We start from the raw sequence: 20717 nt of genomic DNA, 5'->3' as shown, positions 1-20717 counted from the left end.
TCAACCTAAGGAAGCTTGCGTGGAAGCTCGCGAAAGCTTCCCGTTCATCATTGCATTTCTGCATCTGGCCGCCGGGATTTTCAGCAACCAGTGACGGGTTACGCAAGCCCGGCGAACGCCATTGCACTGCATCCGTTAAGCCGCTTCTAGCGAACCGTCCCGCTAGTAGCGGGCGAGCCATCGTCGGCGAAGATCTCGACGGCCAATTCACGTAGCCACTTCGCCTTGGGGTCATGTGCGAAGCGACGATGCCAGTAGACTTTAAGGTCGTAGGGTGGGATTTCCATCGGCGGTTGAACGATACGGACTTGGGTGGAGTCGGCAAAGACATTTGCTACCGTTCGAGGGAGGACGACGATCAAGTCGGATTCTGCGATGACGATTGGAATGCTCAGGTAATGGGACGTCTGGAGCACGATGTTTCGCGTGATTCCTTGCTTTGCAAGCACCGCCTCAAACATCTCCTGGGTTCTATTACCGTCCTTAACAAAGGCTTGTTCCGTGGAGGTGAACTGTTTTAGCGTCATGCGGGGACCCTTAATCTTATGGTCGGCTCTGACCATACATACGAGGTCATGTGAAAAGAGCCGCCGCTGGAAGAACTCTGCTTTCTGCAGATCGGGGAAGTACCCTAAGGCAAGGTCGACCTCGCCGACTCGCAGTGCCTCCTCAAGACGATCTGGAGCCAGACTCACGCTTCGTACGCGGGCGCCCGGCGCGCGTTCGCGGATGCTTCGAACAAGCTTCGGCAAAAATACGATCTCACCGATCGCACTCAGACAGAAAACAAATTCGTCTTCACTCTGACTTGGGTCGAACTCCGGCGCGCGGAGAATCCCATGGTCGATTGCATCGAGGACCTCCTTCGCTCTGCTCGCTAGCAAATCCGCCCGTGGTGTCGGCACCATTCCGTCGGCTTGTCTTATGAAAAGCGGATCTGTCAACGATTCACGCAGCTTTGACAAAGCCGCACTAGCGGCCGGCTGGCTCATTTTCAGGCGCTTCGCAGCAGCAGTAACACTACCTGACTCATGTATGGCGACGAGTATGCGGAGCAGATTCAGATCGAGTCTCATGTGCTGGATTGGGAATTGTTAAGGGAACTCTAGCCCCTGTGGCTGGCGTTTATGGCGGCCTATGCCTAGGTGCAGCATGGGCGGCCGCCGTCGCGATCCGCCCATGCTGCACCGCAAGACGATATTGGGCCATACACCCAATATCCGAAAATCAAATAATCTGAATCCTAAACATTTGCTATGCGCATGTCCACGCGCTCGCTACATTGCTCTCCAGACACGCCGCCGTAGCTACTAGCGACCAGGCCGCGGCACAGGAGACACACAAACCGGTTGGGCCACAATGACGTGGCATCAGATACCGCGTCTCCTGGCGCAAAAACAAGGCGGCTACAGGAGACGCGATGATCCATCTATCTGACATTCGGTATGTGAGGCTGGGAACTCGAGACCTCGAGGGCAGCACTGCGTACGCCACGAAAGTACTTGGCCTCGAAGTTGCCCATCGCACCAGCGGTGCGGTGTATTTTCGCTCCGATAACCGAGACCACACTCTGTGCTATTTCGAAGGAGACCCTTCGGATCATACGAGTGCGTTTGAGGTGACCGATTCAGCGTCACTCAAGGCCGCGGCGGACCTGCTTGAAGCGCATGGCATGCAGCCGCTTGCCGGTACCAGCGAACAATGTGAGCTACGTCGTGTCCGTGAGCTCGTCAAATTCAAGGATCCGTCGGGCAACAAGATCGAACTTGTCGTAGCTCCTCACCATAGTGGCCGACGCTACTTCCCCTCTCGCGATGCTGGCATTAGCGGCTTCAGCCACATAGGTTTGCGGTCGCTGAACCCCCCTCGCGATCAGAAGTTCTGGACGGAGTTGTGCAACGCTCGGGTCAGTGACTGGATTGGCGATGCGCCGCTGCTGCGCATTGACGAGGTGCATCACAAGATCGCGCTTTTCCCATCAACCTATGCAGGCGTACAGCACATCAATCACCAGGTCGAGAGTATTGATGATCTGATGAGGTCCTACTACATGCTCAGGGAAAGCGGGATTCGCATCCTGTTCGGACCAGGCAGGCATCCTACGTCTGGCGCGATCTTCCTGTACTTCGAAGGTCCCGATGGAATGATCTACGAGTACTCAACGGGAGTTCGGAGTATCACGGCTGACGAGGAGTCGTCGTATCGGCCGCGCCAGTTTCCGAGTACCTATTCATCCTTTTGCATGTGGGGATCAAAGCCGGACATCGAGGAGTTCAAGGCATGAGCGCGATCCGGGTTGAACCCAATGAGACCGAAGAAGAGCAGCAGCGCTTGGTACGTATGGCCGCACGCGCCATTGGTCGATCCAAACTGGCACACGCCTACGGCCACTGCAGCGTTCGTACAGGAGTAGACAGCTTTCTTGTATGCGCGGCAAAGCCGATGGGCCTGATCCAAAAGGGCGACCTCGGTATGACCGTTAGCGTCCACGGGGATTTGCCGCAGGGAGTCCTCGGTGAGGTGCGCATTCACCAAGAGATCTACCGTCGACGCCCCGACGTAGGTGGCATTGTGCGAAGCATGCCGCCCACGGTTATGTCGCTTTCAGCAGCGCGCCTGACTCCCCGTTGCCTTCACGGTATGGGTACGTATTTTGGAGCAGGTGTGCCTCTTTGGGATGATCCACAACTCATCCGAACCGCAGTGCAAGCAGCCGCAGTCATCGATGAAATGGGCGATGCAAATGCTGTCGTTATGCGCGGCAACGGAGCAGTCGTTGCCGGAAGGTCGCTTGAAGAGGCGGTAGTTCTTTCCTGGTATCTGGAAGATGCCGCGCGCCTCGACCAAGAAGTACGTGCAGCAAATCTTGATGGAGAAGTGGCGCTCATTTCAGCGAGCGAGGCGTCAGAACGCGCTACGTACAGCGGTCGCATCTTTGAACGGATGTGGGAATACATGACGTTTGGAGACCCCGAAAGCAAGTAGGTCGCCCCTATAACTGTAGTACCAAAAAAATGACAACTGAGGTGGTCCAAATCACCCAAGGAGACAAATATGGAAAAGCAAAAGACCGTCAGCATCGAGGACATCGTGGACGAAAGTCCACTGTCACGCTTCCAAATACTGGTTCTTGCCCTTTGCGCCTCCATCGTGGCAATCGATGGCTTTGACACAGCTGCTATCGGGTACATCGCACCGGCTTTGAGACAGGAGTGGAAGCTTCCCGTCACCGCACTCGCTCCCGCGTTCAGCGCAGGTTTGTTTGGTCTCATGGTCGGCGCATTGGCGCTTGGCTCGCTGGCGGACCGCCTAGGACGTAAGCGAGTAATGCTCCTGTCCGTACTTGTTTTCGGTGCCGGAACGGCGGCTTCCGCAGCATCCACCAGCCTGGAGATGCTCATTGTGCTTCGCTTTCTGACCGGGCTCGGCCTAGGGGCAGCGATGCCGACGTCAATTGCACTGACGTCTGAGTATTCACCGAAACGGCATCGGATGTTTTTGGTAACGCTTAGCTTCTGCGGGTTCACCGCAGGTTTTGCCCTCGGCGGGGAGCTGGCAGCAAGGCTTATCGATAGCTTTGGCTGGCGAAGCGTTCTGTTGACGGGTGGTGTGGTACCGCTCGTGCTGCTCCCAGTGCTCGCGCTGTGGCTGCCAGAGTCAGTTCGCTTCCTGGCTATGCGCCCTCTGCGAAGCGAAGAGCTCAAAAAATTGGTGCGCCGCATTTGTGGAGACGATCGCTGGGATCAATTCCGCATCGTCGCCGCAGAGACGTCCGCCAGTGACTCAGCTCCGCGTATTCGCCAGCTTCTCGGTCGCGGCTGGCGCATGACGACGGTGAGCCTATGGTTGGCTTACTTCTGCTCTCTCTTTGTGTTCTATCTCCTGTCCAGCTGGCTGCCAACCATCATGCGGGAACAGGGATATGCCATCAGCACGGCAGCGCGCATCGCGGCAATGGCGCCGCTCGGTGGAACGATTGGTGCCCTGGTGCTCGCGAGACTGATGGATCGTCTGAATCCATTCTACGTTCTTGGGGCCGCGTACTTGCTCTCTAGCGGAGCACTGGTTCTGATTGGCTACACCCTGACAACTCCAACCTCGTTGGCCGCCGCAGTCTTCTGCGCGGGGTTCGGAGTTGTGGGAGGGCAGACTGGGATGAACGCGCTGACAGCGAATCTGTATCCGACGAACGTTCGCGCGACGGGCTTGAGCTGCGCGTTGGCAATGGGACGCCTCGGGTCGATTGTGGGTGCCGTGAGCGGTGGCGTTCTGCTGAGCGTCTTGTCGGATGGTGCGGTGCTATTTCAGTTCATCGCGATTCCACCACTGCTCGGCGCCATCGCTCTGGGTGGGCTGTCGCGCCGTCGTCGAGACGCTGTGTCTGCAGCACAAATGTCCGTCGGCGGCCATTAGATCCGACTTAGTTTTCCAGGTTGATTCAAGAGGTAACCTTCATGAAAGAGTTCAAGAACTTCATCGACGGGGAGTGGGTGTCCACAGCCCGTCAGTTCGACAATAGAAATCCAATCGACAACACCTTGATTGGCCGTGTTCATGAAGCCGGACTTGCCGAAGTAGATTCGGCGGTTTTGGCAGCGCGTAATGCACTGAAAGGACCGTGGGGGCGAATGACCGTGGCCCAACGCGTGGACATGCTTCATGCGGTTGCTGATGGCATCAATCGTAGGTTCGACGAGTTCCTCCAGGCGGAAATTGCAGACACTGGAAAGCCGGCGTCAGTGGCGAGTCATATTGACATTCCGCGAGGTGCAGCGAACTTCAAGGTCTTCGCCGATCTGATTAAGAACGTTCCGGCAGAAAGCTTCGCCATGGCGACTCCTGATGGAGGAGATGCCCTGAACTACGGGGTACGAGTTCCACGCGGCGTGATCGGGGTGATCTGCCCTTGGAATCTGCCGCTGCTGCTCATGACATGGAAGGTAGGACCTGCACTCGCGTGTGGCAACACGGTAGTGGTGAAACCGTCCGAAGAGACGCCAGCGACGGCAACTTTGCTTGGCGAGGTGATGAACGAAGTCGGAGTGCCGCCTGGCGTCTACAACGTAGTACATGGATTTGGCCCCGACTCAGCGGGTGCCTTCTTGACACAGCATCCCCATGTCAACGGCTTGACGTTCACCGGGGAGACAGGCACCGGTGAAGCGATTATGAAAGCGGCCGCCACGGGCGTGAGGCCGGTTTCCCTGGAACTCGGCGGCAAGAATCCTGGCATCGTGTTCGCAGATGCCGATTTCGACAAGGCTGTCGCGGGGATTGCCCGATCCGCCTTCGAGAACAGTGGGCAGGTGTGTTTGGGTACCGAACGCGTGTATGTACAACGCCCCATCTTTGACCGTTTCGTGGCGGCTCTAAAGGAAAAGGCGGAAGGTCTGACACTAGGGCCGCCCAATGCCAAAGGGGTGACTATGGGCCCCTTGGTATCGCTTACTCATCAAAAGAAAGTCCTTTCGTACTACCAGAAAGCTGTAGAGGAAGGCGCCACAGTCGTGAGTGGCGGCGGTGTACCGGAAATGCAGGGAGCTCTGGCAGAAGGTGCGTGGGTCCAACCGACGATTTGGACCGGTTTGCCGGAAACAGCGGCAGTTGTACGCGAAGAGATCTTCGGGCCTTGCTGCCATATCAGGCCGTTCGACACTGAGGACGAGGTTGTGGCGATGGCTAACGACACACGTTATGGCCTGGCTGCGACCGTCTGGACGTCCGACCTCGGCAGGGCGCACAGGATGGGGCGTGCTCTCGATGTTGGCATTTGCTGGATCAACTCCTGGTTCCTTCGTGATCTCCGGACAGCATTTGGCGGGGCTAAGCAATCCGGTATCGGTCGAGAAGGCGGTGTCCATTCCCTCGAGTTCTATACAGAACTGCGAAACGTCTGCGTGAAACTCTAAGGTCTGCGATATGCAACACGATCAAGTGAATGAAATCGGCTCGATGCTTCACCGAGCTTTGTCAGATCGACAGCCCATCGCGCCTCTGACAGAGCGCTGGGATGACATCTCAATCGAAGATGCCTACAAGATTCAGCTTGCGATGGTTAAGCACAGGCTGGACGCCGGGGAGCGGGTGGTTGGGAAGAAGGTCGGCGTTACAAGCAAAGTCGTGATGGACATGCTTGGAGTCGGGCAACCAGACTTCGGCCATCTACTGTCTGGAATGGTGTTTTCCGACGGCGCCGCGATTGCTGCTGACTCCCTTATCGCGCCCAAGGCGGAAGGCGAGATTGCCTTCGTGCTCAAGGAAGATTTGTCAGGGCCAGGCGTGACGTTGGCCGATGTACTCCGCGCAACTTCGCATGTTATCCCGTGCTTCGAGATTGTCGACTCTCGTATCCGTGACTGGAAGATCAAGATTCAGGACACGGTTGCAGACAACGCTTCTTCAGGCGTCTTTGTGCTGGGAGATTGCGGCGTGGACCCGCGGGGGTTGGACCTGGCCACCGTTGGCATGACCCTAGAGAAGAACGGAGAGATTGTAGCGACAGGGGCGGGTGCAGCGGCACTCGGCCATCCCGCGAATGCGGTTGCCTGGCTTGCTAACACGCTGGGTACTCTGGGGATGTCTCTGAAAGCCGGTGAGGTCATTCTCTCTGGTTCCCTGGCTGCAATGGTTCCTGTCAAAGCCGGTGACCAGCTTCGCATTAGCCTTGGCGGGATCGGATCGGCCGGTGTGCGTTTCATTTGAGGGGCCAAGCCCACTTCAAGGTGTGACTATGAATTTGAATCAAGACGTCATCGCTCAGCTTGCTGAGCACCTCGAAAACGCCGAACTGAATCGTGAGGCGGTGTCGAAGATTACCGACAAGTATCCCGACATGGATTGGGACGATGCCTATGCGATTCAGGATGCCATTCGTGCTCGCAAAGAAGCGAGAGGCATCCGAGTCGCGGGCCTCAAGATGGGGCTGACCTCGTTCGCAAAAATGCGTCAGATGGGCGTAAGCGAGCCAGTCTACGGCTTTCTCACCGACTACGGCGCGTGTATGGATGGTATGGCCATCGATACATCCAAGCTTATCCACCCTAAGGTGGAAGCGGAGATTGCCTTCGTACTCAAACGTCCTCTGAAGGGCCCCGGCTGCCATATCGGTGATGTGCTGGCCGCTACCGACTTTGTGGTGCCCGCCGTTGAAGTCATCGATTCTCGTTACGAGAACTTCAAATTTGACCTTAAGAGTGTGATTGCCGACAACACCTCGTCGGCCCGCTTCGTTGTCGGTGGAACACACCGTAGCGCTGAAGGCTTGGACCTCAAAAATCTGGGGGTCGTACTTGAGAAGAACGGCGAAGTAGTAGCGACCGCTGCAGGCGCGGCGGTCTTGGGCCACCCAGCAAGTAGCGTTGCCATGCTGGCAAACATGCTCGGAGCACGGGGCCGTGAATTGCCGGCGGGGGTGTTCATTATGACCGGCGGAGTGACTGAAGCGGTCGCTGTTGCCGCGGGAGACAACGTAACGGTTCGCTACCAGCACCTGGGAAGCGTTTCAATGCGCTTTGTGTGAGCGCCGAGCTTAGGAGTCATTTCATGCCGATTATGCAAGTGTTTCTGATGGAAGGTCGAACCGATGAACAGAAAGCGAGGCTCATCGCAGCGCTGACGGACGCCGCGGTTGAGGCTGTCGAAGTGCCGATCGAAAGTGTCCGGGTCATTATTTCAGAGATGCCAAAGACGCAATTCGGCATTGGTGGCAAGACGGCAAAGGAACTCGGCCGCTGAAGCCGCCGCGACAAGAAGGAGAGAGAGATGGATATGAAATCAGGCGGCAAGCACAAGGTCGCAATTATTGGTTCGGGAAACATTGGCACCGACCTGATGATCAAGGTCATGCGCAATGGCCTGAATCTTGAAATGGGGGCGCTAGTCGGTATCGATGCTTCCTCCGATGGCCTTGCTCGCGCCGCACGTCTCGGCATACCGACGACCGCGGAGGGTATCGATGGGTTGGTCCGGATGCCGGGATTCAAGGACATCCGAATTGCGTTTGATGCGACGTCGGCTGGAGCACACAAGCATCACAACGAGATGCTGCAGAAGCACGGAATTCAAGTTATCGATTTGACGCCTGCGGCAATCGGGCCGTACGTCGTGCCTGTCGTTAACCTCGACAAAAACTTGAATGCCACCAATCTCAATATGGTGACCTGCGGCGGCCAGGCGACTATCCCCATGGTCGCGGCTGTTTCTCGAGTCGCCAACGTCCACTACGCCGAGATCGTTGCTTCCATTTCAAGTAAGTCGGCGGGCCCGGGAACCCGAGCGAACATTGACGAGTTCACGGAGACGACAAGCAATGCGATCTGCTCTGTAGGTGGAGCACGCCAAGGTAAGGCCATCATCATTCTGAACCCGGCCGAGCCGCCACTCATCATGCGCGATACGGTGTTCACGCTTTCCGAAGATGCAGACACCCAACAGATTGAAGCGAGTGTCGAAGCCATGGCGAAGGCTGTCCAAGCATACGTCCCTGGTTACCGACTTAAGCAGCGGGTGCAGTTCGAACGAATTCCTGCGTCGGCTCCGCTGAATGTGCCTGGAATTGGCGCCGTTTCTGGGTTGAAAACGTCGATCTTCCTGGAAGTCGAGGGAGCGGCGCATTACTTGCCGGCTTACGCCGGGAATCTTGACATCATGACAAGTGCGGCGCTGGCGTGTGCAGAACGTTTGGCCGAAACACGACTGTCGGCTTGACCGAAGTGAGGGCGGAGAAGGATATGAATTCGGCAAAGAAGTTGTACATCTCGGACGTAACGCTTCGCGACGGAAGCCACGCTATTCGTCATCAGTATGGTCTCGAACACGTTCGAACGATCGCGGAAGCCCTCGATGCTGCCGGTGTTGACTCGATTGAAGTCGCACACGGCGATGGCTTGTCCGGCTCGAGCTTCAACTATGGATTCGGCGCTCACACCGATGTGGAGTGGATTGCCGCTGTTGCAGAGACCGTGACGCACGCAAAGGTAGCGACGCTTCTGCTTCCCGGCGTTGGCACAGTCCATGACCTGCGCAATGCTTACGATGCTGGGGCACGGGTTGTTCGCATCGCGACCCATTGCACGGAGGCAGATGTCTCGAGGCAGCACATCGAGTACGCCAGAGAACTGGGCATGGACACGGTCGGTTTTCTGATGATGAGTCATATGACCACGCCCAAGTCCTTGGCTGCTCAGGCAAAGCTGATGGAGAGCTATGGCGCACAGTGCGTCTACGTCGTTGACTCCGGCGGCGCGCTAAGTATGAATGATGTGCGAGAACGGTTCCGCGAGTTCAAGGACGTCCTCAAGGCGGAAACCCAGACGGGCATGCATGCACACCATAACCTGTCGCTCGGTGTCGCCAACTCTATCGTCGCCGTGGAAGAAGGGTGTGACCGAGTAGACGCAAGCTTGGCAGGCATGGGAGCTGGGGCTGGCAATGCGCCGCTGGAAGTATTCATTGCTGCTGCTTCGCGCTTGGGGTGGAACCACGGCTGCGACCTCTACACGCTGATGGACGCAGCAGATGACATCGTGCGTCCGCTTCAGGATCGCCCGGTACGTGTGGATCGCGAGACGCTGGCATTGGGTTACGCGGGAGTGTACTCAAGCTTCCTGCGACATGCTGAAGGAGCGGCGAAGCGCTATGAGCTCAAGACGGTGGACATTCTTGTAGAACTCGGTAAGAGGCGAATGGTCGGCGGCCAGGAGGACATGATTGTCGACGTCGCGCTTGATTTGATTGCGCAGCGCAATGCTGCCTAGTTGCTTGGCTTTCCGGTCCGCAAGATTGTAGTACTGGTTCGTACTGAGCCCTGCGTAGTGCTCCGACTTCCGGCGATCAGCCGGAGGTCGGCATAAAAACAACTAAGGAGACCATACATGCCCCGCTATCCCGCCTCCCCTTCCTAAGAAGGTTGCTGTAGGACTGCACCGCTGAACGCGTGCCGTCCTACAGCAGTCCGCACAAATAGAAGAGCACAGACACTGTCCGGCGATTTGGCCGACCGATGCTGCGGTCGACCAGTGCGACGCCGTGCATCTGCACGCCTGAAACCTGTCGGACGTGACTTTCATAAAGGAGAGAAAAGCCCATGGAGAAAAGAGAATGAGCCGGTTCAAGCGATGTGCGGTTATTGCGGCAGCTATATTGACCTGCGGGCATGAGGCTTGTGCGCAGTCTTCGGTGACCCTATATGGTGTCATCGATACCGGAGTCGAATTCGTGAACAAGGTCGGGCCGCAGAGCAACAGCGTGACGCGTATGTTGAATCTGTCGGGTACCGTTCCTTCCCGGTGGGGGCTGCGTGGTACTGAGGATCTCGGTGGTGGATTGAAGAGCCAGTTTGTTCTGGAGTCAGGATTTGCACCGGACTCTGGCACATCCAACCAGGGTGGGCGGTTATTCGGGCGGCAGGCCTGGGTCGGCTTGTCAGACAATTGGGGGCAGGTAGCATTGGGTCGCCAGTACACCATGCTTTTCTGGTCGACGCTGGACTCGGACATCCTGGGGCCGAACGTCTATGGTTCCAGTTCGTTGGACAGCTACCTTCCAAACGCTCGCGCCGATAACGCAATTTCCTACAAGGGTAAGTTCGGAGGACTCACCGTTGGAGCGACCTACAGCTTCGGGCGAGACACAGCAGGTACTCCGCTCGGGCCATCCGCCACAAACTGCGCGGGAGAATCGGCATCCGACTACCGCGCATGCAAGGAATGGTCGGCTCTGCTTCAGTATGAAACTGGCTGGTGGGGAGTGAGTGCTGTCTATGATTCTCTGAGAGGCGGGCCTGGGGCGTTCGCTGGCCTGAACAGCAGCGCCCTCAAGGATGATCGTGCCTCCTTGAATGGCTACATGATCCTCTCCAATGTGAAGATGGGCTTGGGTGTAATCAGCCGACGAAATGATGCAAGCCCAACGCCCCGCAGCGATTTGTGGTTTGCGGGCGTCTCCTATGACGTCACGCCGACCATTAATGTCGCAGCGCAAGGGTACTACTTACGGTTCCATAACAGCGCCAACAAAGCATGGCTCGGCGCCGTCCGTGGCACATACGCGTTTTCGAAACGTTCGTCTGTGTACATGACCGCCGGCTACATCGACAATAAAGGCCAGTCTGCCTTATCGGTGAGTAGCGGTGCAGCTGGCGCAAATCCTGCCCCAGGAAGCAACCAGGTCGGCGTAACGGCAGGTATCAAGCACGTATTCTGACCTTCAAATCGGCGTTAGGCGTCACCGCATAGTCACCTGCGATGTCAGTGTGGGTGTCCCTCAACGGAACGTGCCTATGCTTCGTAATGAACCGGCGCGTGATCACCGCCCCCAACACTCTGATGTTGGTCCTACCCAGCATCTTCACATAGCGGGGCGGTGCTCGAAAACGAGGGGCGGGCCAGGTTCCGCGTCTGGCTGAAATGCTGGCATCGCTTCTCGAAATGCTTGGATTGAGGCGCATGCCCGGTCGATTGCTGCGAGGGTGGTGTACTGATTTATGTTGATGCCAAAACGGCGCGCCGCATAAAGCTGTGGAACAAGGCAGCAATCTGCCATGGAGGGTGTGTTTCCATGGCAGAACGCTCCAACGGGGCGGTTTGCCGCTACGACCTTCTCGAGCGCTGCCAAGCCGACTCCAATCCAGTGCTCTATCCATCGAGCCTTTGCAGATTCCGTGACGTTCAGAGACACAGTCAAATGCTCCAGTACGCGCAGATTGTGAAGAGGATGTATATCGCAGGCGATTGCCAAGGATATCTGTCGGACGCGGGCTCTGCTGGCATGGTCGCGCGGGAGTAGGGGAGTCTCTGGATACTTTTCATCAAGGTACTCGATGATCGCCAAAGATTGCGAGATCGAGCTTTCGCCGTCGTCGTAAACGGGAACGAGAGCCTGAGGATTTTGTTGTAGAAAATCGGCCTTGAATTGTTCCCCTCCGTCGCGAGTCAAGTGGACGGGGATGTAGTTGTAGGGAAGATCTTTCAGGTGCAGCGCGATTCGAACTCTATACGATGCCGTGCTACGAAAGTAGTTCAGAAGCTTGGGCGTCTTGTCCATAAGCAGTCTCCGAAGTATCTCTCTGTGCTTCATCCGTCGCAACTGCCATGGTGGACAGACAGCCATCGATAAAAAATCGTCGGCTCGCCGCAGTAAAGAGCGTTTTGACAAGTCGACGAGCGTGATGGATAGGCGGTCGGCCTGCCGCGGTTTCCGACAGCCGGGCGAGGCCGCGGTAACTTCGTAGTCTAGCGGCAATACCGGACACGCGACGGTAGCTTGAAAGTCGACACTGTGGCTCCCGGGACGGCGCTGAATCGGTAGGCGTTGCTGTATATCATCTATGACTAGGGCGGTTGTTCGGCTACGCCACTGTGGCGTGGCCTATACCCTGGAATTTACTTGGAGCGATATAAATGCCGGTCGTACGTATTACGTGGTTCGATGGAAAGGATCATTCAGCGAAGCAGAAGGTAGCCGCAGAAGTCACGGATAGCATTGTTCGCAACACGGGAACGGATCCAAAGCACATTTACGTGATTTTTGAGGACGTAGCGCCTTCCGACTGGGCCGGCGCGGGAACACTCTTCGGCTCGTCTTCTGATGAAGCAGCTTCCAGCTAGTTTGGTACTGCTCGGGATGCGTGTTTATGCGCATCTAGTGACGGGTCGGCTGACCCTATTGACCGAAGAAGCCGTTGCGTGCCATCTCGACAAGGCGGTCAACGGTGTATCGAATCTTTGGGCGCATCCGAGCCGTCCGAGGCCATAGGACATGCACATTCACTTCGGTGGCGTGTGAGTCCAATACCGTGATCAGACGTCCTGCGTCTATGTGCTCACGAACCAAAGCGTGTGGAAACTGGCATATTCCCAGGCCGCTAACGGCCGCATCAATCAGCGCATCCCCATCGCCAATGTTGTGTCTAACTGGCGGGAGGTAACGGACTTCACGTTCGCCGATGGCGAATGACCATTCCAGAGGTTGACGTCGTCGGAGCATTACTATTCCAACGTGAGCGTCCAAGTCCTCCAACGTACGCGGAACGCCATGAGATTCCAGGTAGTCGGGCGCGGCGCACAGGACGCGGCGCAATCGAACTAAGAACCGCGCGACCAAATCTGACGAATCTTGTATCTCTCCAAAGCGCACCTGCAGGTCAACCCCCTCATCGATGGGATCGACCAGATGGTCCGAGAAAGTGAGTGTGAGCTCGAGACCTGGATGCTCTTTCGCAATCATGGACAGTGCAGGCATCATGAACTTGCGCCCGAAGCTCACCGGCATGTCCACGCGGAGCGGCCCCGATGGGGCCTGCTCGCCGCGGGCTAACGCTTGTTGCGCTGCGGCGATCTCGCTCAAGGCGGCACTACATGCTGCGTAAAGAGCCTCTCCATCCGTCGTAAGGGCGAGCTTGCGTGTACTACGATGGAAGAGTTGGACGCCGAGTCGATCCTCCAGTTTTGCGACGCTTTTGCCAACAGCAGACTTAGAAACTCCTAGTCGTGCCGCAGCCTCGGTAAAGCTGTTCGATGTCGCCGTCGCAACGAAAGTGGCAATCCCACCGAGGTTCTCGGGCAATTTGTCTGGCATGGTGAGGTTCAAAGCGCAAACGAGCGTTTCGGCTTGCCGAAACGCTCTGGTGGACGAGAAACGAGAGGTGCGGTTGGGCAACCTATAGCAGGTTGCTCTAGGGATTACGTCCGTTGCGATCGGACCAGAGCCAGGGCCCCGTCGCCAATCAACGCCAAGGCAACAGCGGCGACCGAGAGGAATACAGGGTATTCCCATCCGCCGTGGGGATTGGTGAAGCTCCAGCCATTGCCGAAGTGCACTGTCGACGCTACGAACAGCTGCACGGCGGCGACGGCTGCTACCCAGCGGGCAAACACACCCGCAATCAGCATGACACCAGCGATGATCTCAAAGGCAATGATGGGATAAGCCAGGAACCCAGGGAAACCTACGGATTGAAAGAAGCCTGCCGTTCCAGCGGGCGTAAAGACAAACAGCTTCGTCAGGCCGTGCGCTAAGAACATGATTCCAAGCGCGACGCGGAGAACAAGGGCTGCGATGGGGGCGGCTTTGTTGTCAGTCATGATAGTAGAAGTTCTGATGATGAAAGGTTAGACAAGAGCAAGGGTCTCATTGACCCAGTTCGAAAAATCGGTGATTTCGGGGTGCGTCATCTCATGGCCCATCTCGTATGACTGGGCTTTGTGAGTAACACCGAGATCTTTCAGCAGTTCAACGGCTTGGTCCGCCCAGAAATGGGGCAGCTTAGGGTCATGTCGCCCATGCGCGATGAACGCGGAGAGTGATGCCAGTTCTTCCTTTGGTGCGATTCGGTCTCGCAGTTCAGGAAGGATACGACCGCTGAGCAGCCCGAAACCTCGGACCTTGTTTGGAGCGCTAAGACCTACGCTGGCGCTCATGATGCCTCCCTGACTAAAGCCGGCAATTAGCGTAGGAAGCGGAGGCTGTGCATCGATGAAGGCCAAGAGAAGACGCCTGCTTTCCTCCGCCTGGTCGACGTTGATGCTCGGACCGTCGCTGGTAAAGTTAACTTGAAACCAAGCGTAAGAGCCGGCCCCCAACTGCAGGGGACCACGTAGGACGAGAAACTCCAGGTCCGGCGATAGGTACGGAGTAATTGACGCAAGATTCGATTCGTTACCACCTACCCCATGCAGCAAGATCAGGCGCCCGCGTGGCATTTCGGTTTGACTGGACCTCCGATAAAGCAAGCCGGAGGAAGGTTCTTTCTTGGCATCAGACCAAAGAAGGTTTTGATTTGTCATGTCGATACGCGATGTTTTCTTTACGGATTGGAGAACAGATAGCTGTCCATGGACAGAACGCCATGCACGACGCCCCCTTCAAGTACGCGCAGCTGATAATCCGATCCTGCAGCTCCGAGAGCGATGAACAAAGGGAGAAAGTGCTCGTCCGTGGGATGTGCGCGCACGGCATCAGGAGCCTCCTCCCGATAGTTGATCAGCGCGTCAGTATCCTGTCGCGCAAGTGCACTTGCCGTCCAGGTGGCGAATCCTTCGACATACGGAGCGGCATCAGGCCCCGAACCTCGAAACTCATAGAGGTTGTGAGTGAGGCTGCCGGACGCAACAATCAAAATGTCCTCGGATCGCAAAGACTCCAGCGCTTGTCCCAGTCGCAAAGCGCTTACCGGATCCATGGACGCCGGCATCGACAGCTGCACGACCGGTACGTTCGCAGACGGAAAAAGATGAAGCAGGGGAACCCATGCGCCATGATCCCAGCCGCGGCGTTGGTCAATCTCCGCTTCCCATCCAGAAGCATTTAGCGTGTCTACAATGCTGGCGGCGAGGTCCGGGGCGCCGGGCGCGGGATAGCGCAGGCGGTACAGTGCGTCAGGAAATCCTCCGAAGTCGTGAACCGTTTCCGGTTGCGCATGTCCCGTTACTCGAATGGATCGGTTGCTACGCCAGTGAGGTGACAAAATGACGACCGCGCGTGGGGTAGGAAGCTCCTTGCCAAGCGAGTTCAACGCTGCTCCCGCCAAACCGGGCTCTACAGCGAATGTCGGGGCGCCGTGCGATACGAAAAGGACGGGGAAAGGTTGTCCCATTTTCAGCTCCGATATTGCTTGGTCACTTGCGAATCCACGTCGGGGCAATAGAGGTGCCGAGGCCTGCGCCATAGCCGAGGTAGATATTGAGTCCGGCGAGAGGCTCCAAGTAGCGAGCATTGACGAGGCCGCCTGCGTCTACTGTCTCGAATCCGATGCTTTCTGCGAGAGCGATTGCAGTGTTCTTTGCGCGGGCACTGTCGCTAGCCACGAAAACTGAGCCGCGCTGGCCATTGGCGAAGTTGGGGCCATCGGACAAAACCTGAGCGAACAACGTGTTGAATGCCTTGACCACCTGCGCGTTCGGGAACGATTTGGAGATTTCCTCTGCAGCGCTGTTATCGTGACCCACGGTCAATCCCATGTAGTCAGGCGTCAAAGGATTTGTAATGTCGATGATTACCTTGCCGTCGATGTCTCCAACGTGCTGGAGTGCCTGGACTGCATCGCCGTAGCTGGTAGCGAGGATGATGACGTCACGATCCATCGCGACCTGCTCTATGACCGTGGCTTCAACGTTTGCGAACTGGGTCGCGACAGCTTGAGCCTTTTCGATATTGCGGCCAGCGATGCGGACGCTGTGACCTGCCAAATCGAGTTGCTTAGCGAATGCCGAACCCATATTGCCGGTGCCGATGAGAGCGATGTTCATTTGTTCCTCGCGATGAGAAAGTTGGATATGGCTAGTTTATAGATTCATTTTGCGGGATAAAGGTGCTATAACGTGACATATTGTGCCGATTGGTGAGACAGTGGATGGACAGAGCGCTAGAGATGGAGGTGTTTTGCACCGTCGTAGAAAAAGGAAGCTTCATCGCTGCGGTGGAACCGCTGGGGATGTCGAAGGCGGCGGTCTCGCGACACGTTTATGCGCTGGAAGAGCGTCTTGGGGTGCGATTGCTGCACCGGACAACCAGACGGTTGTCATTGACGGATGAAGGTCGGGGGTTCTACCAACAGGCGCGAGAGATACTGGGTCTGATGGAGGTAGCGGAGAATGCCGCAGCGTCCGGCTCCGAAGTGCCGTCCGGCGTATTGCGGCTCAACGCACCTCTGAGTTTCGGCGTCCAACACCTTGCGCCATTGTGGGCGGAGTTCATGGCTCTGAATCCCCAGATTGAACTCGATATCAGCTTGAATGACCGCGTCGTCGATCTGGTGGAAGAGGGATTTGACCTGGCGGTCCGCATTGCGCGAATGGAGAGTTCGTCACTAGTGGGCCGGAAGCTGGCCAGCACTCGCATGAGAATGTGCGCCTCACCGGACTACCTAGCGCGTCACGAACCGTTGGAGGACCCGCAGCAGCTCGTAGCGCATCGTGTGATTGCATACAGCAATTTCGCCTCCCGCAATGAATGGCAGTTTGAAGGGCCCCACGGCGAGCCCCATTCTGTACAGACTAGGGCGATGGTCCGATGCAATAACGGCGATACGTGTAGGTTGATTGGTGTCTCCGGCGGAGGGATTCTGCTGCAGCCCAGTTTTATGGTGTTCGAGGATTTGAGGCGGGGAGACCTCGTAGAAGTGCTCCCCCAATTTCGCTCGATTGAACTCGGAATTTACGCTGTGTATCCGTCGCGCAAGCACCTAGCGCCCAAAGTTCGCGCCGTAATTAACTTCCTGGTGGAACGTTTCAAGGGCGTCAACTGGGATGACTAGGCCAGTGACACCGCATGCCTAATCTGCGAGAGCACTTGAAAAGTGGTCAATGAACGACCGCACCTTTGAAGTGAGGTAATTGCGGCTGGTGTATGCGGCGTACAGCGTAATGTCAGGGAGTGCATAGTCCGGCAGCAATCGCACCAGCGTCCCGGCGACAAGATCGGCTTCGACGAGCCACGCAGGAAGAAAAGCAACGCCCATCCCGGCATGCACGGCTCGATACGCTAGAGATGTATCGTCAGTCTTCAGGCACGCTCGCATTTCGAAGCTCACCTTTCCGCGGGCACCTTCCATGGTGACGAATTCGCGGCTAGTGTATGTCGGAAGGATGGCGTCATATCGAGCCATGTCCTTAGCAGCATGCGGCTTTCCATGACGAGACACGAACTCGGAACTGGCAACCAGGTGAAAGGCGATGGGGCAAATCGGCCTCACAATCAAAGAAGGATCAGGCTCTCCCGTCGCGCGCAATGCCACGTCGAACCCTTGTTGGACAAGATCCACCTTCTTGTTTTCAAGTCGCAAATCGACTACGACAGCTGGATAGCGTTGACGATACTCCGACAGGGCATTGATGAATCGTGTACTGGCACACCACACTGGCGCAGTGACTTTCAACGTCCCTCGTGGCGTGTCAGAACTACGATTGATGCTTGCCTCAGCCGTATCGAGCAGATCGAGCGCCTCGCTACATTGGGCGATGTAAAGCATCCCCGCTTCGGTCAAGCTCTGCTGACGACTTGTTCGATTGAGCAGGAGTGCACCCACGCGGCGCTCAAGCGCTGCAACATGCTTGCTCGCCATGGCGGTAGATATGCCCAGATGTCTCGCAGCAGCCGCAAAACTATTCCGCTCCACTACTTCCCGGAAGACTCTCAAGCTCGTAAGCGTATCCATATCGTTTCTTCTCGGGAAACGAACAGTGTAACAAACGTACCTCGATAGCCAAGGAGGAAATCGCTACGATCTCACCAATGCGTCCGTTACGGCCGCCATTGCATTGCGAGAGGTATCTTTGAAGACACTTGTTACTGAGGGTGACGAAGCACGTTCCGCTTCACGGGGCGCCGTTGACCACTATCGAATGGCGTTTGCTTTTGGGGTGGCCATACTTGCTGCTCTGATTTTTACGAGGTGGTCAGGGGCTCCTATCCCGCCAACCTTCACTTTGGTAGTCAGCGCCGTATCCGGAATACTCGCCTATTGGTTGGCAAGGGTGGCACTGACTGTATTGGTTGCTGGATGTCCGATTGTTGCGCTCGTTCTGGGCATCGCGAGCGTCGATAAGCTCATTGGATGAAGTCGGTTGAGCCGACAGCAGGAAAGGCGGCAAGTCAGATTGATTTTACGAAGTGATGCGACTCGGCGACTTACACCAAGGCAGTTTTGAGGTTGGAAATGTATAAGAAGGGCGCTGTACTAGAGATTCAGTTTTCGTTAGGCCGACTGAATGATGGGGCGGGAGAACCGTATTGGATCGATTTATCTCGTGACGAAGCAACCGGCTTAATGGAAACGCTCCAGGCGCGGCTTGCCGCAAATCTTCCGGAAACCACACCACCCACAGTAGTGAGTCTGGACGGTCTTGTTGCTAGCGAAAGCCGTTCGACACAGATGGTGGCACCCGCTGGCGAGGCGTCCCAGGGTAGCGCGTTCAGGCAATGGATTTGCATCATCTGCGGCTGGGTGTATGACGAAGCCGAGGGGCTCCCGGAAGACGGCATCGCGCCTGGTACGCGGTGGGAAGACATTCCCTCAGACTGGCGCTGCCCTCTCTGCGATGTTGGAAAAGAAGACTTCGCGATGGTACCGCTCTGAGGTCTCGGAATTGAACACATGGACTGCGCAATTGTAGGCGCATGGTCCGTGGCTGCAGACCTTTAACGTGGCGATGGATGTCGTACCGATTGATGTTTGTGAAACGTTCGTCATCGTCATCTGCGGAGGTGGCTGTCGCCGCTGTAAAGCATAGCGTAGACAGCCCCACCCATTCACGGCTCCCCTAGGTTACCCAAAGAGATCACCGAGTAGATTTAGAACTTGTGTCGTACGCCGATTGCCGCTCCGACTTGGCTGGTTTGCCCTTGCGCCAAGTAGTAACCGTTGGAGAAGCCGGTAACAGCTGTATCGAAGTTCAAGCCTGCATTTTTCACGTAGCCTACGATGAGATACAGATCGGTCCGCTTGGAGAAACTGTAGTCGCTAAGAAAGCTAATCATCCACGGGTTAGCGGGATTGACTGCGGGTGCGGTCGGACTGACCTTAAAGCTCTTCTGGTCGTCGTAGTAGTAACCAAGGCTAAACGAAAGGGCGGAGGTGGCTTGGTAGTTTGCGCCGACCCAGTAATAGTCATCGCGCAACAGCGTACTACCCGTCGCGTCCTGGTTGTGGCCCCAGCGGTAACCAGCCATCAGCTTAAGAGGGCCCACAGTGTAGTTTGCAGCGATGCTAGCCTTCTTCAGCGATGTCGGACTTCCTACAGTGATCGCAGGATTCCACTGGTCGTAACCGACAGCGATGCCGTATGTGCCGCTCGACCACGAAAGCCCTGCGCCATAGGCAGTATTGTCGCGGAAAGCGCCTGGCGTTTCGCCTGCTCCCGCGCCTGCTAAGGGTACGACACCGAGTGTTGAGGTTCCCGCGCCAAAGCTCCAATGCGCTTCCGCGGTAAGTCCGCCAAATGCGCCTACATACTTCAGCATGTTGTCTTCCCGGAAGTTGACGCCGGCTTGTGCCGCGAGAGGTTCGTACAGCGGCGCGAAATTCATGGGAACGTAGTTGACAAACGTGTCAAACATACTCGTGTACTGACGGCCGAACGTCACCGTACCGAGCGATGCGGAACGCAACCCGACGAAGGCTTGACGGCCAAAAAGGCGACCGCCTTGCTGCGATGTCCCTGTGTCAACGCCGAATCCGCTCTCAAGTACGAACAGGGACTGCAAGCCGGAACCTAGATCTTCTACGCCTCGAATACCCCACCGAGGCCCCGACATGCCGCCGATCGTCTGCAGGCCAACTCGATTGCCACCCGGCTGACTCGTGATGGCTCCGGTCGTTGTGTTCACCGTAGGCGCACCGATGGCCTGGTGGCTTACAAATTCAATGGGCACATCAACGACTCCGTAGAGAGTCACGTTGGACTGGGCGAAGGCCCCTGTACCAAACAGCCCCAACGCGAGTGCTGTCGATGTTTTCGCCAGATACTTCATTTTCGCTCCCTTATTAGTGATGCTCTGAGTTAATTTGATTGGTTGTTAAATTTGATCCGTAATGCCAGATGGGAATTATTGGAAGGGTGATAGTCGCGAGATGCGAGGCGTGAGTTATCCTCGAACTTGAAGTCGATACAAATTGATATTGGAAAGGTTTTGGGGAGAGTCAGCCTGGCTTTGACTTGAGCTCGTAGAGCTGACTTCCTGAGTTTGGCCGGTATGTCCGTCTCTTGATCGCTCGTATAGCA

Annotated in this window: 22 protein-coding genes; 13 read left to right on the top strand and 9 right to left on the bottom strand. The window is 56.5% G+C overall.

The features are described from left to right. Nucleotides 1-146: 146 nt before the first annotated feature. Nucleotides 147-1076, bottom strand: coding sequence for a LysR substrate-binding domain-containing protein (locus tag ACO550_RS19755; protein ID WP_315593657.1), 930 nt, complete (start codon nucleotides 1074-1076; stop codon nucleotides 147-149). A gap of 344 nt (nucleotides 1077-1420) precedes the next feature. Here ACO550_RS19755 and ACO550_RS19750 point away from each other — a divergent pair, with 344 nt between their 5' ends. The 10 genes from ACO550_RS19750 to ACO550_RS19705 all read left to right on the top strand — a co-directional run bounded on the left by ACO550_RS19750 (nucleotide 1421) and on the right by ACO550_RS19705 (nucleotide 11202). Then, the gene (locus tag ACO550_RS19750; protein WP_315593656.1) at nucleotides 1421-2284 is read left to right on the top strand and encodes a VOC family protein; all 864 of its coding nucleotides are present in this window, start codon (nucleotides 1421-1423) and stop codon (nucleotides 2282-2284) included. Next, a complete protein-coding gene (locus ACO550_RS19745; protein ID WP_315593655.1) occupies nucleotides 2281-2985 on the top strand; it encodes a class II aldolase/adducin family protein in 705 nt (234 codons plus the stop codon). Before ACO550_RS19750 ends, ACO550_RS19745 begins: the two co-directional genes overlap by 4 nt. 69 nt (nucleotides 2986-3054) lie before the next feature. Continuing rightward, nucleotides 3055-4413, top strand: coding sequence for an aromatic acid/H+ symport family MFS transporter (locus ACO550_RS19740; RefSeq protein ID WP_315593654.1), 1359 nt, complete (start codon nucleotides 3055-3057; stop codon nucleotides 4411-4413). 41 nt (nucleotides 4414-4454) lie between these two features. Continuing rightward, nucleotides 4455-5909 carry a 2-hydroxymuconic semialdehyde dehydrogenase gene (locus tag ACO550_RS19735; RefSeq protein WP_315593653.1) on the top strand — a complete coding sequence of 485 codons (1455 nt, stop codon included), beginning with the start codon at nucleotides 4455-4457 and terminating at the stop codon, nucleotides 5907-5909. A gap of 10 nt (nucleotides 5910-5919) precedes the next feature. After that, a complete protein-coding gene (gene dmpE, locus ACO550_RS19730; RefSeq protein ID WP_315593652.1) occupies nucleotides 5920-6702 on the top strand; it encodes a 2-oxopent-4-enoate hydratase in 783 nt (260 codons plus the stop codon). A 28-nt stretch (nucleotides 6703-6730) separates the two neighbouring features. Further along, complete coding sequence (dmpH, locus tag ACO550_RS19725; protein ID WP_315593651.1) at nucleotides 6731-7519, top strand: 2-oxo-3-hexenedioate decarboxylase; 789 nt, start codon at nucleotides 6731-6733, stop codon at nucleotides 7517-7519. Between the two features lie 23 nt (nucleotides 7520-7542). Continuing rightward, nucleotides 7543-7734, top strand: coding sequence for a 2-hydroxymuconate tautomerase (locus tag ACO550_RS19720; protein WP_315593650.1), 192 nt, complete (start codon nucleotides 7543-7545; stop codon nucleotides 7732-7734). Nucleotides 7735-7761: 27 nt separating this feature from the next. Further along, on the top strand, nucleotides 7762-8706 hold the full coding sequence (locus ACO550_RS19715) for an acetaldehyde dehydrogenase (acetylating) (protein WP_315593649.1): 945 nt from the start codon (nucleotides 7762-7764) through the stop codon (nucleotides 8704-8706). A gap of 23 nt (nucleotides 8707-8729) precedes the next feature. Then, the gene (gene dmpG, locus ACO550_RS19710) at nucleotides 8730-9755 is read left to right on the top strand and encodes a 4-hydroxy-2-oxovalerate aldolase (protein ID WP_315593648.1); all 1026 of its coding nucleotides are present in this window, start codon (nucleotides 8730-8732) and stop codon (nucleotides 9753-9755) included. A 343-nt stretch (nucleotides 9756-10098) separates the two neighbouring features. After that, on the top strand, nucleotides 10099-11202 hold the full coding sequence (locus tag ACO550_RS19705; RefSeq protein ID WP_315593647.1) for a porin: 1104 nt from the start codon (nucleotides 10099-10101) through the stop codon (nucleotides 11200-11202). A gap of 144 nt (nucleotides 11203-11346) precedes the next feature. Here ACO550_RS19705 and maiA read toward each other — a convergent pair whose 3' ends face one another. Further along, nucleotides 11347-12042 carry a maleylacetoacetate isomerase gene (gene maiA / locus ACO550_RS19700; protein ID WP_315593646.1) on the bottom strand — a complete coding sequence of 232 codons (696 nt, stop codon included), beginning with the start codon at nucleotides 12040-12042 and terminating at the stop codon, nucleotides 11347-11349. Between the two features lie 356 nt (nucleotides 12043-12398). Here maiA and ACO550_RS19695 point away from each other — a divergent pair, with 356 nt between their 5' ends. Beyond that, complete coding sequence (locus ACO550_RS19695) at nucleotides 12399-12605, top strand: 4-oxalocrotonate tautomerase family protein (protein ID WP_315593645.1); 207 nt, start codon at nucleotides 12399-12401, stop codon at nucleotides 12603-12605. 55 nt (nucleotides 12606-12660) lie between these two features. On the opposite strand, the gene ACO550_RS19690 is transcribed toward ACO550_RS19695, so the two are convergent. The 5 genes from ACO550_RS19690 to ACO550_RS19670 all read right to left on the bottom strand — a co-directional run bounded on the left by ACO550_RS19690 (nucleotide 12661) and on the right by ACO550_RS19670 (nucleotide 16244). Continuing rightward, nucleotides 12661-13575 (bottom strand): LysR substrate-binding domain-containing protein, encoded by a 915-nt coding sequence (locus ACO550_RS19690; protein ID WP_315593644.1) that lies wholly within the window; start codon nucleotides 13573-13575, stop codon nucleotides 12661-12663. Between the two features lie 104 nt (nucleotides 13576-13679). Further along, nucleotides 13680-14081, bottom strand: coding sequence for a DoxX family membrane protein (locus tag ACO550_RS19685; protein ID WP_315593643.1), 402 nt, complete (start codon nucleotides 14079-14081; stop codon nucleotides 13680-13682). Nucleotides 14082-14108: 27 nt separating this feature from the next. After that, complete coding sequence (locus ACO550_RS19680) at nucleotides 14109-14783, bottom strand: phospholipase (RefSeq protein WP_315593642.1); 675 nt, start codon at nucleotides 14781-14783, stop codon at nucleotides 14109-14111. A 20-nt stretch (nucleotides 14784-14803) separates the two neighbouring features. Further along, nucleotides 14804-15592: a DODA-type extradiol aromatic ring-opening family dioxygenase gene (locus ACO550_RS19675; protein ID WP_315593641.1), complete on the bottom strand. Its 789-nt coding sequence runs from the start codon at nucleotides 15590-15592 to the stop codon at nucleotides 14804-14806. 22 nt (nucleotides 15593-15614) lie between these two features. Then, nucleotides 15615-16244 carry an NADPH-dependent F420 reductase gene (locus tag ACO550_RS19670; protein ID WP_315593640.1) on the bottom strand — a complete coding sequence of 210 codons (630 nt, stop codon included), beginning with the start codon at nucleotides 16242-16244 and terminating at the stop codon, nucleotides 15615-15617. Nucleotides 16245-16348: 104 nt separating this feature from the next. Here ACO550_RS19670 and ACO550_RS19665 point away from each other — a divergent pair, with 104 nt between their 5' ends. Then, entirely contained in the window at nucleotides 16349-17251 is a 903-nt protein-coding gene (locus ACO550_RS19665; protein ID WP_315593639.1) for a LysR substrate-binding domain-containing protein, read from the top strand. 18 nt (nucleotides 17252-17269) lie between these two features. Here the strand turns inward: ACO550_RS19665 and ACO550_RS19660 are convergent, their stop codons facing one another. After that, nucleotides 17270-18151 carry a LysR substrate-binding domain-containing protein gene (locus ACO550_RS19660; protein WP_315593638.1) on the bottom strand — a complete coding sequence of 294 codons (882 nt, stop codon included), beginning with the start codon at nucleotides 18149-18151 and terminating at the stop codon, nucleotides 17270-17272. Between the two features lie 501 nt (nucleotides 18152-18652). Here ACO550_RS19660 and ACO550_RS19655 point away from each other — a divergent pair. Further along, nucleotides 18653-19072: a rubredoxin gene (locus tag ACO550_RS19655; RefSeq protein WP_315593637.1), complete on the top strand. Its 420-nt coding sequence runs from the start codon at nucleotides 18653-18655 to the stop codon at nucleotides 19070-19072. A gap of 215 nt (nucleotides 19073-19287) precedes the next feature. Here the strand turns inward: ACO550_RS19655 and ACO550_RS19650 are convergent, their stop codons facing one another. Next, nucleotides 19288-20466: a porin gene (locus ACO550_RS19650; protein ID WP_315593636.1), complete on the bottom strand. Its 1179-nt coding sequence runs from the start codon at nucleotides 20464-20466 to the stop codon at nucleotides 19288-19290. Nucleotides 20467-20717: the final 251 nt, after the last annotated feature.

Source organism: Cupriavidus sp., assembly GCF_057315035.1.
This window is presented reverse-complemented; position numbering and strand designations above follow the sequence as displayed.